Raw genomic sequence first — 13084 nt, 5'->3', positions numbered from 1 at the left:
TTGTGGTTTCAAGAGAAGCCATCACATTGTCTGGCCACTTTGGCCTGAGAGGACACCAGCATAATGAACGCCCATTTCAAATGCATTGGCATTGTCGGACATCCACGCCATCCCACTGCGTTAACCACGCATGAAATGCTTTACCGCTGGCTGACGGATAAAGGCTACGAAGTCATCATTGAGCAGCAGATTGCGCGTGAACTCTCACTGGAAAATGTAGAAACCGGCTCGCTGTCGGATATTGGCCAACGCGCCGATCTGGCGGTAGTCGTCGGCGGTGACGGCAATATGCTGGGCGCTGCCCGGGTGCTGGCGCGCTATGACATCAAGGTCATTGGCATCAATCGCGGTAATCTCGGTTTTCTGACCGATCTCGATCCCGATAATGCGCAGCAACAGCTGGCGGACGTGCTGGAAGGCCATTACATCGTTGAAAGCCGCTTTCTGCTTGAAGCGCAGGTCTGCCGTGATGCTTGCTCACCGCGCATCGGTACCGCGATCAATGAGGTGGTTCTGCATCCGGGTAAAGTGGCGCATATGATTGAATTCGAAGTCTATATTGATGAGAACTTCGCTTTCTCCCAGCGTTCCGATGGCCTGATTATTTCTACGCCGACCGGCTCAACTGCCTATTCGCTTTCTGCTGGCGGTCCTATTTTAACGCCGTCGCTGGACGCCATCGCCATTGTGCCGATGTTTCCGCACACGCTCTCTGCCCGACCGCTGGTGATTAACAGCTCCAGTACCATCCGCCTGCGCTTTTCTTCGTTACGTAGCGACCTGGAGATCAGCTGCGACAGCCAAATTGCCCTGCCTATTCAGGAAGGCGAAGATGTGCTGATCCGGCGGAGCGATTACCACCTCAATTTGATTCATCCTAAAAACTACAGCTATTTCAACACGCTAAGTTCAAAACTCGGCTGGTCAAAAAAATTGTTCTAAAAAAGCGATCCAGCTATTTACTGGTTAAAAAACCAGTTTATACTGTATGAAAAACCATATCTGTTTTTCTATACAGGAAGGCATTATGCTGGCACAGCTTACCATCAGTAACTTCGCTATCGTTCGCGAACTGGAAATAGATTTTCAACGCGGTATGACAGCGATTACCGGAGAAACCGGCGCCGGAAAATCGATCGCTATCGATGCACTTGGTTTATGCCTTGGCGGCCGTGCTGAAGCGGATATGGTTCGACAAAATGCGCCGCGTGCCGATTTGTGCGCGCGCTTTGCGTTAAAAGATACGCCAGCGGCCCAACGCTGGCTGGAAGAAAACCAGCTCGATAACGGCAGTGAATGTTTGCTGCGTCGCGTCATCAGCGCCGATGGCCGCTCACGCGGTTTTATCAACGGCACGGCGGTTCCGCTTTCGCAGCTGCGCGATCTGGGTCAGTTACTCATTCAAATCCATGGTCAGCATGCGCATCAGCTTTTGCTCAAAGCCGATCACCAAAAAAATCTGCTGGATGGCTATGCCGATCAGCCAGTATTGCTGCAGGAAATGGCGGCACGCTACCGTTTATGGCACCAGAGCTGCCGCGCGCTGGCGCAGCATCAGCAGGCCGCGCAGGAACGCGAATCCCGTCGTGAACTGCTGCAATATCAGCTTAAAGAACTCAACGAATTTGCGCCCGTTGCCGGTGAATTTGAAGCGATTGACGAAGAGTACAAACGCCTGGCAAACAGCGGGCAGCTGCTCACAATCAGTCAGCAAACGCTGCAAATGCTGGCCGATGGCGATGACAGCAACCTGCAAAGCCAGCTCTACAGTGCTCGCCAGATGCTGACTGAACTGGTCAGTCTTGATGCTTCGCTGGGCAGCGTGCTGAGCATGCTCGAAGAAGCGGCTATTCAGATGAGTGAAGCGAGCGATGAGCTGCGCCATTACTGCGATCGTCTCGATCTCGATCCCAACCGCATGTATGAACTTGAGCAACGCCTGTCGCGCCAAATCGCGCTGGCCCGCAAGCATCACGTTTCACCTGAAGAACTGCCTGTTTTTCATCAGCAGCTGTTATCGGAAGAAGAACTGCTTTCTCAGCATGAAAGCGATCAGGGTTTGCTTGCCCAACAGGTTGTTGAGCATCATCGGGCGGCGCAGGAAACCGCACAGGCGCTGCATGAGAGTCGCCTGCACTTTGCGCAGGAGCTTGAGCAGCTGATTGCCGAAAGCATGAAAACGCTCTCCATGCCGCACGGCAAATTCATTATCGATGTTCAGTTTAATGGCGATCAGCTTACCGCTGAAGGCGCCGATCGCATTGACTTCAAGGTCAGCACCAACCCCGGTCAGCCGGTACAGGCGCTTTCTAAAGTGGCGTCGGGCGGTGAACTGTCACGTATTGCGCTCGCCATTCAGGTAATTACTGCCCGTAAAATGGAAACTCCAGCGCTGATTTTCGATGAGGTCGATGTGGGTATCAGCGGTCCAACCGCTGCGGTGGTGGGGAAAATGCTGCGCCAACTCGGCGAGTCCACGCAGGTAATGTGCGTGACTCACCTTCCGCAGGTCGCTGGCTGTGGTCATCAGCATTTCTATGTCAGCAAAGAAACTGACGGCAACATGACCGAAACCCACATGCAGCCGCTGGACAAACGCGCGCGCCTGCAGGAATTGGCGCGTTTGCTGGGCGGCAGCGAAGTTACTCGCAATACGCTGGCCAACGCCAAAGAACTTTTGGCCGCGTAACGTCGCACTTTTTTTTATCCCTGGGGTCATATGCTTGCTCTGTAGAGGTTCCCATCAACTGAAAGGTCTATTATCATCGGCAGCTTGTCGCCTGAGTTAAACCTGGATACCGTAGACAGAGTTCAGAATTTGATGGCATACGAAATGGCCTCGACACCGCTCCTGAGCGACAGACAGCTGAAGAATACAGGCATGAAGAACATCTGCTGCATCCCTTTTAAAGGCGATTGAGTAAGCAATGATGCCTGTGCAGACGGCGCTTCAGGTGGTGATCAAGAAGGCGGTTGGCCCTATAAAAGGAATGATAAATGCGCTGTAAAACGCTGACTGCTGCTGCAGTGGTACTCTTAATGATAACGGCTGGTTGTTCGACGCTGGAACGAGTGGTTTACCGTCCGGATATCAACCAGGGGAATTATCTGGCTGCTAACGACGTTGCGAAGATTCATCAGGGCATGACGCAGCAGCAGGTTGCCTATACGCTCGGCACGCCAATGATGCGCGACCCGTTTGGCAGCAACACCTGGTATTATGTGTTCCGTCAGGAACCGGGTCATGAGAAAGTAAAACAGCAGACGTTGACGCTGACTTTTGACAGCAAAGGCGTGTTGACCAACATCAACAACAAGCCTGCGTTAACTGACCACAAAGGTTAACCTAACGCCAGCACAAAAAAAGGCGCCTTTGCGCCTTATTTTTTTGCCGATTTTTCAGCGCGTTGCCGACGTAACTCTTTCGGATCGGCAATCAGCGGACGGTAGATTTCGATACGATCGCCATCCTGAAGCTCATCAGTCAGCTTCACTGGGCGACTGTAAATACCGACTTTGTTTTTCGCCAGATCAATATCCGTCCGAACAGACAAGATGCCGGATGCCTGAATCCCCTGCTCAACCGTGCTGCCTGCGGGCAGCGCTATGCGATAAAGATACTGCTTTTGCGGCAGCGCATAGGTCACTTCAACGGCGATATCAGGCACTGTAAACCTCTTTTGCACGGTGAGTAAAAGCCTGCACCATGTTGTTCGCCAGTTCTTTGAAAATGCGACCGAAGGCTAGTTCCACCAACATGTTGGTGAACTCAAAATCGAGGCTCAGCTCAACTTTGCAGGCATCTTCGCTTAACGAAATAAAGCGCCAGCCGCCGGTCAATTTACGGAACGGGCCATCAACCAGTTGCATTTGGATGCTCTGGTTATCCTGCAAGGTATTACGCGTGGTAAACGTTTTACTGATACCTGCTTTAGACACATCCACTGACGCAGTCATCTGATTGTCTTTCGCGTCAAGAACGCGACTTCCCGTGCAGCCTGGCAAAAACTGTGGATAGGCATCCACATCATTAACAAGTCGATACATCTGCTCAGCGCTGTAAGGCACGAGTGCAGAACGGCTAATCTGGGCCATAACAGTTCCTGTTCATCACAAAACACACTAATAATAACATTCTCAGCAATCAAACAAAAATTCCTTGCCGATTTTGCCATGCTACAATACCGCTTTTATCTCGTGCATATTGGTCACGGGATGCCATTCATTGCGATCTGATATAAACTACGTGGCACTATGACAAAGAAAAAAGCTCAAAAACCCGGTTCTGCTACCATTGCCCTTAACAAACGCGCCCGCCATGAATACTTCATCGAAGAAGAGTTTGAAGCTGGATTGTCGCTACAAGGATGGGAAGTCAAATCTCTTCGTGCAGGCAAGGCCAACATCAGCGACAGCTATATCCTGCTGCGCGATGGTGAAGCCTTCCTGTTTGGTTCAACCTTTCAGCCGCTTTTGGTTGCCTCCACTCACGTGGTTTGCGATCCGACGCGCAGCCGTAAACTGCTGCTTAATCAGCGTGAGTTGGATTCGCTGTATGGCCGCGTAAATCGCGAAGGTTATACCATCGTGGCTCTCTCGCTTTACTGGAAAAACGCCTGGATCAAACTCAAAATCGGCGTGGCTCGCGGTAAGAAAGAGCATGACAAGCGCGATGACATCAAAGAACGTGAATGGAAGCTCGATAAAGCACGTATTATGAAAAAAGCACAACGCTAACCCACTGGTAACGGTAGATGTTTTTCTGCTATACTGCGTAACAGTACTTGGGGCTGATTCTGGATTCGACGGGATTTGCGAAGCCCTAGGAGCATGCCGAGGGGCGGTTTGCCTCGTAAAAAGCCGCAAAAAAATAGTCGCAAACGACGAAAACTACGCCCTAGCAGCTTAATAACCTGCTAAGAGCCTTCTCTCCCTAGCTTCCGCTCTTAAGACGGGGATCAAGAGAAGTCAAAACCAAAAGAGATCGCGTGAATACCTTGCCTGGGGTTGCAGCGTTAAATCTAATCAGGCTAGTTTGTTAGTGGCGTGTCCATCCGCAGCTGACAGGCGAATGTAAAGATTGGACTAAGCATGTAGTGCCGACGGTGTAGTAATTTCGGACGCGGGTTCAAATCCCGCCAGCTCCACCAAATTCTTGGTTGATGGCCACCAGAACCATTCAACGAAGTCCTGAAAGCCCGCAAGGCGTAAGCCCTGCGGGCTTTTTTGTTTTCTGTATCTTCCAAGGCACAACGTCTATCTTTCATCGAAAGGGCTGCACGGTACGCAGGCGCTTACGCTTTCTGATGCGCTGCGCTGTGGTGGTGTCAGCTTTGCCACCGGGGATGTGCTCATCCCGCTGACAGGCGAAGACGGCACGGCCGTTAACGTGCAGCTCATCAGCGCTACAGGCGACAAACGCACCCTGCCCGGCGGACAGGTCAAAGGCGCTTATCACCTTGCGGGCGAGCCTGAGGGCAAAACGCTGTGGCTCAGTGAGGGTTACGCAACCGGCCTGACAGTGCAGCGCCTGACAGGGCAACCGGCTTACGTGGCGCTCAGCGCGAATAACCTGCCAGCACTAGCCATGCAGCTACGCAAAGCCAATCCTGATGCGCGATTGCCTCCGATCGCGATGAAAACGGCACAGGCCAGTTAAAGGCAGAAGAAGCCGCGAAAGCCTGCAAAGGTAAAGCCGCTTTGCCGCCAGAAACCGGCGACTGGAACGACGTCTGGCAGGCGCAGGGCGACATCACGACACAGGCGCTTCTCATCGCCTTCACTCAGCCACACAAGCCAAGCCCGTTTGAGCCCGTGAGCGAAGCCGACCTTAAAGCCATGAGCGCCAGCGAAAAGGCCGAGCTGTTGGTCGATCACTACGGGGAGGCGCTGGCCGTGCCGCCGGTCGGAGAGGAAATATGCCGCTATGAGAACGGCGCATGGCAGGTGATGGAGGCGAAGACGCTGCGCCGGGAAATCGCCGCGCTGTTTCAGAAGGTGCGCGCACCGTTCTCGGCCGCCGGTATCGGCAGCGTGCTGGACACGCTCAAGCTGATGGTGCCGCAGATGGGTGAACCGTCCCGCCGCCTGATTGGTTTCCGTAACGGCGTGTATGACACCACAACAGGCACCTTCAGTCCGCACCGCCGCGAGCACTGGCTGCGCACCGTCAACAGTGTGGACTACACCGCGCCACGTCCTGGTGAAAATCTCGCAGACCACGCCCCTGCTTTCTGGCGCTGGTTAACGCGGGCCGCCGGGCATAATCACGACAAGCAGGAGCGCATTCTCGCGGCGTTATTTATGGTGCTGGCAAACCGCTATGACTGGCAGATGTTTCTCGAAGTCACCGGCCCCGGCGGCAGCGGTAAAAGTGTCATGGCCTCGATAGCCACTCTGCTGGCCGGAAAAGACAACACCACGTCCGCAACCATCGACATGCTGGAATCTTCCCGCGAGCGCGCCAGCGTGGTGGGCTTCTCGCTGGTTATCCTGCCAGACCAGGAGAAATGGAGCGGCGACGGCGCGGGCATCAAGGCGATAACCGGCGGCGATGCGGTTGCCATCGATCCGAAATACCGCGATGCCTATTCAACCCATATCCCGGCCGTCATTCTGGCGGTGAACAACAATCCGATGCGCTTCAGCGACCGCAGCGGCGGTGTTTCGCGCCGCCGGGTTATCCTGACGTTCCCGGAAGTGATACCGGCAAAAGAGCGTGACCCGCAATTGCTGGACAAAATCAGCACCGAGCTGGCCATGATTGTTCGTCACCTGATGCAGCGCTTCAGCAGGCCGGAAGATGCGCAAGAATTGCTACAGGTGCAGCAGACGTCCGGCGAAGCACTGGAGATTAAACGACAGGCTGACCCGCTGGTTGATTTCTGTGGCTACCTGATGCCGCTGAGCACACCAAACGGGCTGTTTATTGGTAACGCCAATATCCGCCCGCTGAATCCGAAGCGCTATCTTTACCATGCCTACCTATCGTTTATGGAATCGCGTGGGCATCAGCATCCGCTGAGCCTGACCGCCTTCGGCCAAGCGGTGCCGGAGACGCTGAAAGAGTACGAGCGCGTATTGCTTAAGCGCCGAACGAATAACGGCATTCAAACTAATCTGACGCTGCATGAGGACAGCGAGACAGATTGGTTGCCAGCATGTAGCGTCTGATAATATCATTCCACATAAACCGGCTTCGGCCGGTTTATGTATTTCGCCCAATTACTAATTTCAACCCTAATAATTTATGAACAAGCAGCGTACTCTGGCTAACTATGCTTTTTATATTTTTCGTGAACCTCAGCAGAAAAATGAGCAATCCATTCTTCATAACTGCTGAGATGTGTAACTAACCCACGAATGTCTGCCACATCGAAAATAGCATAAGCAGCCATATCAGCTTCAATTTTTTCCCCAAAAATTTTTTTATAATCCGAATCGTCACTTGCAAAAAAAATCATTCCATCTTCATTAGGAATTCTTTTTGCAGCCCAATGTGCAAATATATTCCTATAATCTCTGCGAAATTTAATTTCTTTTAGCTTACCGATGGTTTCATCAACTTTTGAGGATTCAACGAGGTTATCACCTACTAGTTCGATTAACTTATCTAAAATGCATGCAATACTCGCCCTACCCTTTAATTTTATTTCAAAGAGTTCCGCCGATACAATTGAATTAAACAGCCTATGTATATTTAGCTCGATGAAGCAATACATCTGTATATATTTACCCAAAATCATGAAATCCTCGTTGGTTAGATTCCACAACTCACTCACTTGATATTTACTTGCTTCTTGCTCTAAATATTCCGCTCTTGCATTTCTGTATTCAATCGGTAATGCCATAACAATTCCCTCTTTAATCCTAGATTACTTAGGTAAGAATATAACACTCCAAAATAGCCTAAAATTTCTCTGTGCTTAACGCGCTTGCACAAGTTGTGTACGGCAATACAAATTACAGTTGCTGATCATCAGTTTCATAATAAGTGATTTTAAGCCTGCTTCTGACACAGAGCTAGCAATTACCTGCATGTATCACTTGATGATGTCATATCATGCATACTGACATCAGTCGCATCTTTCTTATTTTAGCTAAAGTAATCACCCTTGGTGCACACTAGTGTACATCCCACCTCAAATCTCTCACAATCTAATTCATTGAATTTAATTAATAAAAATACAAAGTGAACAGTGTGAACACTTTTCTCTTGAATTATTTTATTTTGGATTTAGCACCAGGCATTCGTTATCCTTGTCCTGCCATTTCGAGCTATGAGATCCAATAATTGGTACACGTTTAGGTACACGGAACAAAGTTGAATTTGGCAAAGTACCTATTTTACATTAGGTTGCGAAACCTATTCAGATTCCGCCAGCCCAAAATTCTCCATCGGTGATTACCAGAGTCATCCGATGAAGTACTAAGAGCCCGCAAAGCGTAAGCCCTGCGGGCTTTTTGGTTTCCTGCCATTACCGTTCTTTCTGCTCATTCACCCTCAGGTTTCAATGCCAGGGACGAACGCCTCAAACGTCGCACCGCCCGAGTGTCGTACGTTCAATCGCCTACAGCAGCCAGCCCCCGCGCGAAGTGGTTAAGATGCTCTGGTAGCATGAGTAATCGTGCGAGTTTCCGCATCAATCGCGACGCTGCCAGACCTCAATCAACCCTCATCAATAAGCGCAGCTTTTATCAATATAGTGAGTGCTGTAGCCCGTTATTTATCCTGTCAGCCAAATATCTCCCCTTCCCTTTCTGCGTCACGCATCGCCAGTAATACCCGAACGCACCGCGCAGCCATTCACCACAGCATTCCTGGGAAAGTGGCAGGCAAAACAACCCTTACTATGCAGGAAGTCCAACCTGAACGGCTTTCTTCATCAATAAGGAAAATAACGATGACACCTCTCCGCCTTGCTTACGCCGCATTATCCCCGGATGCCTATAAAGGGCTGCTGGCCACCAAAAAGGCGCTCGAAACCAGCTCACTAGGCAAGAACCTGATTGAGCTTGTTTACCTGCGCATATCACAGATTAACGGCTGCTCATTCTGTCTGGAGATGCATAGCCAGTCCCTGCGTGCCGGAGGTGAAAGTGTGGCTAAACTTGATGCGCTGGCAGGCTGGCATGTCAGTGCGCATTTCAGTGAACGCGAGCGCGCAGCCCTTCAGTGGAGCGAATCCCTGGTTCACGTCGCTGATACCCATGCGCCAGATTGTGATTACGATAATCTCAGGCCGCATTTTACCGATCGTGAAATCGCCGATCTCACCTTTGCCGTGGCCTTAATGAGCGCCTTTAACCGGCTGGCAATTGGCATGCGCCAGTAAGCGCAGAACACGCAGGCAACGCCGTCAGTGAACCACCGCAACGCGCGTTATTGCGCGGTACAGGTAACAGGCGGAGAAGCGCTCCCCCGCAAGTCTCTCTCACGCGTTACAACCTTCCTGCCTGGCGTGATCGCTGTGGTCGCGCCAGGTTTTGTACTCCGGTTTGCCATAGCCGCTCTTTCAACCGGCTTATGCCAGTGCGCAACTGGCTGTCGACAGCGGTTGGCAAATTCATGCATAACCAGGAAATCGTTAATGAACAGCGCCGGAATCCAGCCAAAGCGCGCTTTTTCCTTTAGAATGACTCTCTCAACTGAGAATGTGCCCATTTTTTTCCAGTATCGCCATCTGGTTATTGATACGAAAAGTGGCTGAAATGAGGTATAAAGCCGCATGAAAATCCCAAACAGAATCCAACCGCTGGTCGATGATGGCCTAATCGACGACGTCATCCAACGCCTGAAAAGCGGCAAAGAAGCAGACGTCTACACCGTGTTATGCGGTGACAAAATTCAGTGCGCCAAAGTCTATAAAGAAGCGACTCAGCGTAGCTTTAAGCAGGCCGTGCAGTATCAGGAAGGGCGTAAGGTGCGTAACTCGCGCAACAGTCGCGCCATGCAGAAAGGCTCTAAATTCGGCCGCAAGCAGCAGGAAGAGTCCTGGCAGATGGCGGAAGTGGAGGCCCTGTTTCGTCTGGCCGATGCGGGCGTGCGCGTACCGCAGCCCTACATGTGTATTGATGGCGTTTTGCTAATGGAGTTAGTCACCGATGCGGAAGGCGGCGTTGCACCTCGTCTGAGCGACGTGACCCTGAGTGAAGAGACCGCCCTTGCCGACTTCGACACCATGATCCGTAACATCGTGCGCATGCTGTGTGCCGGCCTGGTGCACGGCGATCTGTCGGAGTTCAACGTGTTACTCGATGCGCAGGGGCCGGTCATTATCGACCTGCCGCAGGCCGTGGATGCCGCGGCCAACAATCACGCTCAGTCGATGTTTGAACGCGATGTGAATAATATCACCGCCTACTACGGTCAGTTCGCGCCGCAACTACTGTCGACGCGCTATGCCAAAGAGATTTGGCTGCTGTATGAAGATGGCAAGTTGACCCCGGAAACCGTGCTCACCGGCACGTTTACTGAGCAGGAACATACGGTGGATATGGATTCGCTGATGGATGAAATCATCACTGCGGAAGATGAATATTATGAACGTCAGCGGGCTAACCGGGAGCGCGACGAGCAGTAATCCGCCGCTGTGCCCTGCCCGATAAATAAAGCCCGCCCGGCATCAGCCGGGCGGGCTTTATTATTGCTGACGACCACGTTGCTCACACAGCGTTTATCGCCAGTTCACCTTCTCCGCGGCCTGTTCTGCCAGCGGAAGCAGAATGCCCTGGTTATGCACGGCAAAAGTCACCAGCTGAGCCATCTCCTCGCCCTGCTGCTGCGCCAGCGCGCTGGAAAATGCCTGATAGTGCGGGCTGGAGGTCAGTACGCTCTCTTTGCCGGCAATGCTGTGATACAGCATGAATCCCGCAATCAGCGTCACGCCCAGCGATATGAGGCGAGTGGCGCGTTCCTGACGCGGCAGCAACGCAGCAACAATACGCCCGGCCAGCAGAATCAGCGCCAGCGCGTTGAGCAGGATCAATATGCCGCCTATCACGATAGTCAGTCCGGCGCTGTAGATCACTATCATCATCAGCGTTCTCATTTCCGGATCGGTTTTTAACGGCCTGGCTTTCAGCGGCGTCAGCACGCCACTCGCCAGCTGCAAACTTTTTAACGCCATCAGCTCACCTGGCTCGGCTGCGTCAGGTCGCACGCCAAACAGCGTTGCCAGCTGCGGCAGTTTTTTATCCACCAGCTGCTTGTTCAGCCCCAGCACACTGTTTTTTTGCGCCGTGGGCATTGCAGTGACCGCGTCAGCAACGGCAGTCAGGACCCAGCTTTTTGACGCCCAGACCCCGCCTGCCGCCAGCGTAAGCATCAGCAGCACCACTGCGAGACTGTTCGCCCGAATGCGTTTTAACAGGGGTTCAAGCACCAGCACCGCCAGTAACAGCGCGGTGCCAACGCTGACCACCAGCCAGAAAAGCAAGGGCGTATCGCGGAAAGCAGAGATTTCCTTCGCAGCCCACAGCACGCAGAGAGAGAAAAGCAGATAACAGCCGGTCGCCAGTAACAGCGCCAGATTAAGCGACAGCGCGGTATAAGAGCGCGTAACGGGCGGCGAGGCAATTTGCTCACCAAGCGGAGAAAGTGTGGTCATGTGAATTCCATTTACGGCGTATAAAAAAAGAAGCCTGAGCGATTAAATTGGCGGCGTGCCCAGTGAGCCAAGCAGCTGCTCAGCGTCACTGATGCTGTATTGCGCATTGTGTATCGACATCGTGGCGCGTTCAGCAAAATCGGTGGCGCGCTGCTGAAGCAGCAGTGATTCACCGGTGACTTCCTCCAGTGAATGCATGCGCATGCGCGCCTGCGTCAAATGCTCATCACCGATTCTGATCGCCTGCTGCACGGTGTGCAGATGGAGCCGCGCCCGTTTGAGAATATCGGTGGCCTGATAAGAGACCTCGTTCAGGCCAGACTGATGCGTTTTTTGAAACTCCACCGATCGGGCGTCGTCCCAGCGGCGCAGCATCGCCTGGGTTTCATCGTGATAATGATTGATCTGATGAGCAAACAGCAGCGTCTGCTCTTCAACCAGGTTATAAATCGCCTGTATTTGCAGGGGTGCGTCCATTACAGGCCCTCTTTGCTGTTGATCTGGCGCAGGGCTTCAAAAGCGTCACCCAACTCTTCACGCGCCTGCCACTGGCGACGTTGATACTCTTCCAGTGCCCTGGCAAACGCCGCGTGATCCTGCAACGCATCCGCGACATCTTCCTCGGCCAGCGCAGTCTGCTGGCTGGCGATGTTATGCTGGCTCTGCATGTCCTGCGCCAGTCGAACGCCGCTTTCAGCCTGCTGCCACGCTTCGTCGGCCCACTGTCTGGCTTCGCTGGCGCTGTTGCTCGCCTGGCTGGCACGATCGCGCGCCTGCTGCGCATACACCAACGCCTCTTCGGTTTTCGCGACGCCATTTTCACAACTTTGCTGTTTAATGAACGCGGCGTTGAGCTGATCGATCGCCTGCTGCAGTTCAAATTCACACTGATTGAGATGACGGCGTGCAGAGTCGAGATGATGCCGCGCATTGGTGACGCGCGACGCATCAGAACTGCAGTTGGGTCGCTGGCGCTCGCCTTTGGAATTGGTGGTCCACGAGTTCATACAGCTGTTATAGGCGTTTTGCGCATGGGCCAAATCATTAGCGGCCTGCTGAGCGCGGGTTTGCGCCGAAGAGACCTCGCTGGCGGCCTGCAGTTTCGCCGCCTGACAACGATTAACCAGCTGCACGGCACGTTGCAGTGCATCGCGCCACTCTGCGGCGGCATTCAGGCTACGTTGATAAACCTTCGCCGCGTGCTGATGGGCGCGGTTAGCCTGATCCTGCGTGTCGGCAGCCAGTTCGCACATGGCCTGGCTTTTCTCGCGCACCCGGTTCAGATGATCGGTGGCATCGTCGATCTGGCTGCTGACCAGCGCCACCACCTCTCTGAAATCGGCGACCACGTTATCAGCGCGTTGAAACTGCGCGTTGTTTTCCTGATGCACCACATTGAAATTGCGGCTCCAGTCCATTAATTCCTGTTCAATCTGGTCGATCAGGAACTGGGCTTCACGCGGGGTTTGTGTCAT

The 13084-nt window shown here is 52.8% G+C and carries 12 protein-coding genes, 1 other RNA gene and 1 pseudogene; 8 read left to right on the top strand and 6 right to left on the bottom strand.

From position 1 onward, the window contains the following. The first annotated feature begins 63 nt into the window (after positions 1-63). The 3 genes from nadK (at position 64) to bamE (ending at position 3345) form a co-directional block, all read left to right on the top strand. Entirely contained in the window at positions 64-942 is an 879-nt protein-coding gene (gene nadK / locus ACJY2L_RS07930; RefSeq protein WP_067432998.1) for an NAD(+) kinase, read from the top strand. Between the two features lie 85 nt (positions 943-1027). Beyond that, entirely contained in the window at positions 1028-2689 is a 1662-nt protein-coding gene (recN, locus tag ACJY2L_RS07925; RefSeq protein WP_439212616.1) for a DNA repair protein RecN, read from the top strand. 308 nt (positions 2690-2997) lie between these two features. Beyond that, the gene (gene bamE / locus ACJY2L_RS07920) at positions 2998-3345 is read left to right on the top strand and encodes an outer membrane protein assembly factor BamE (protein ID WP_439212617.1); all 348 of its coding nucleotides are present in this window, start codon (positions 2998-3000) and stop codon (positions 3343-3345) included. Positions 3346-3380: 35 nt separating this feature from the next. Here the strand turns inward: bamE and ACJY2L_RS07915 are convergent, their stop codons facing one another. Further along, entirely contained in the window at positions 3381-3668 is a 288-nt protein-coding gene (locus ACJY2L_RS07915) for an RnfH family protein (RefSeq protein ID WP_439212618.1), read from the bottom strand. After that, entirely contained in the window at positions 3661-4095 is a 435-nt protein-coding gene (locus tag ACJY2L_RS07910; RefSeq protein WP_439212619.1) for a type II toxin-antitoxin system RatA family toxin, read from the bottom strand. The genes ACJY2L_RS07915 and ACJY2L_RS07910 overlap by 8 nt, the downstream gene beginning before the upstream one ends. A gap of 159 nt (positions 4096-4254) precedes the next feature. Here ACJY2L_RS07910 and smpB point away from each other — a divergent pair, with 159 nt between their 5' ends. The 3 genes and pseudogenes from smpB to ACJY2L_RS07895 form a co-directional block, all read left to right on the top strand. Next, positions 4255-4737, top strand: coding sequence for an SsrA-binding protein SmpB (gene smpB, locus ACJY2L_RS07905; RefSeq protein WP_067433011.1), 483 nt, complete (start codon positions 4255-4257; stop codon positions 4735-4737). 49 nt (positions 4738-4786) lie between these two features. After that, positions 4787-5150: a transfer-messenger RNA gene (gene ssrA / locus ACJY2L_RS07900) on the top strand. Between the two features lie 101 nt (positions 5151-5251). Next, positions 5252-7173: pseudogene (locus tag ACJY2L_RS07895) on the top strand (primase-like DNA-binding domain-containing protein); the annotation flags it as partial. Between the two features lie 98 nt (positions 7174-7271). Here ACJY2L_RS07895 and ACJY2L_RS07890 read toward each other — a convergent pair. Continuing rightward, a complete protein-coding gene (locus tag ACJY2L_RS07890) occupies positions 7272-7850 on the bottom strand; it encodes a hypothetical protein (protein WP_439212620.1) in 579 nt (192 codons plus the stop codon). A gap of 1053 nt (positions 7851-8903) precedes the next feature. Here ACJY2L_RS07890 and ACJY2L_RS07885 point away from each other — a divergent pair. Further along, on the top strand, positions 8904-9335 hold the full coding sequence (locus tag ACJY2L_RS07885; protein WP_439212678.1) for a carboxymuconolactone decarboxylase family protein: 432 nt from the start codon (positions 8904-8906) through the stop codon (positions 9333-9335). A gap of 393 nt (positions 9336-9728) precedes the next feature. After that, positions 9729-10583: a PA4780 family RIO1-like protein kinase gene (locus ACJY2L_RS07880; RefSeq protein WP_439212621.1), complete on the top strand. Its 855-nt coding sequence runs from the start codon at positions 9729-9731 to the stop codon at positions 10581-10583. Between the two features lie 93 nt (positions 10584-10676). On the opposite strand, the gene ACJY2L_RS07875 is transcribed toward ACJY2L_RS07880, so the two are convergent. The 3 genes from ACJY2L_RS07875 to ACJY2L_RS07865 are packed head-to-tail and all read right to left on the bottom strand — an operon-like array spanning position 10677 to position 13084. Further along, a complete protein-coding gene (locus ACJY2L_RS07875; RefSeq protein ID WP_439212622.1) occupies positions 10677-11609 on the bottom strand; it encodes a hypothetical protein in 933 nt (310 codons plus the stop codon). A 42-nt stretch (positions 11610-11651) separates the two neighbouring features. Further along, positions 11652-12086, bottom strand: a complete 435-nt coding sequence (locus ACJY2L_RS07870) for a hypothetical protein (RefSeq protein ID WP_067433021.1) — start codon at positions 12084-12086, stop codon at positions 11652-11654. Next, a complete protein-coding gene (locus ACJY2L_RS07865) occupies positions 12086-13084 on the bottom strand; it encodes a hypothetical protein (RefSeq protein ID WP_439212623.1) in 999 nt (332 codons plus the stop codon). The genes ACJY2L_RS07870 and ACJY2L_RS07865 overlap by 1 nt, the downstream gene beginning before the upstream one ends.

The organism is Duffyella sp. Ts4 (assembly GCF_051851875.1).
Taxonomy (GTDB): Bacteria; Pseudomonadota; Gammaproteobacteria; order Enterobacterales; family Enterobacteriaceae; genus Duffyella; species Duffyella gerundensis.
This window is presented reverse-complemented; position numbering and strand designations above follow the sequence as displayed.

Coding starts and splice junctions, on each gene's coding strand:
- recN (WP_439212616.1), top strand. CDS start 1,028: ATGCTGGCACAGCTTACCATCAGTAACTTCGCTATCGTTCGCGAACTG.
- ACJY2L_RS07870 (WP_067433021.1), bottom strand. CDS start 12,086: ATGGACGCACCCCTGCAAATACAGGCGATTTATAACCTGGTTGAAGAG.
- smpB (WP_067433011.1), top strand. CDS start 4,255: ATGACAAAGAAAAAAGCTCAAAAACCCGGTTCTGCTACCATTGCCCTT.
- bamE (WP_439212617.1), top strand. CDS start 2,998: ATGCGCTGTAAAACGCTGACTGCTGCTGCAGTGGTACTCTTAATGATA.
- ACJY2L_RS07890 (WP_439212620.1), bottom strand. CDS start 7,850: ATGGCATTACCGATTGAATACAGAAATGCAAGAGCGGAATATTTAGAG.
- ACJY2L_RS07865 (WP_439212623.1), bottom strand. CDS start 13,084: ATGACACAAACCCCGCGTGAAGCCCAGTTCCTGATCGACCAGATTGAA.
- nadK (WP_067432998.1), top strand. CDS start 64: ATGAACGCCCATTTCAAATGCATTGGCATTGTCGGACATCCACGCCAT.
- ACJY2L_RS07875 (WP_439212622.1), bottom strand. CDS start 11,609: ATGACCACACTTTCTCCGCTTGGTGAGCAAATTGCCTCGCCGCCCGTT.
- ACJY2L_RS07885 (WP_439212678.1), top strand. CDS start 8,904: ATGACACCTCTCCGCCTTGCTTACGCCGCATTATCCCCGGATGCCTAT.
- ACJY2L_RS07910 (WP_439212619.1), bottom strand. CDS start 4,095: ATGGCCCAGATTAGCCGTTCTGCACTCGTGCCTTACAGCGCTGAGCAG.
- ACJY2L_RS07880 (WP_439212621.1), top strand. CDS start 9,729: ATGAAAATCCCAAACAGAATCCAACCGCTGGTCGATGATGGCCTAATC.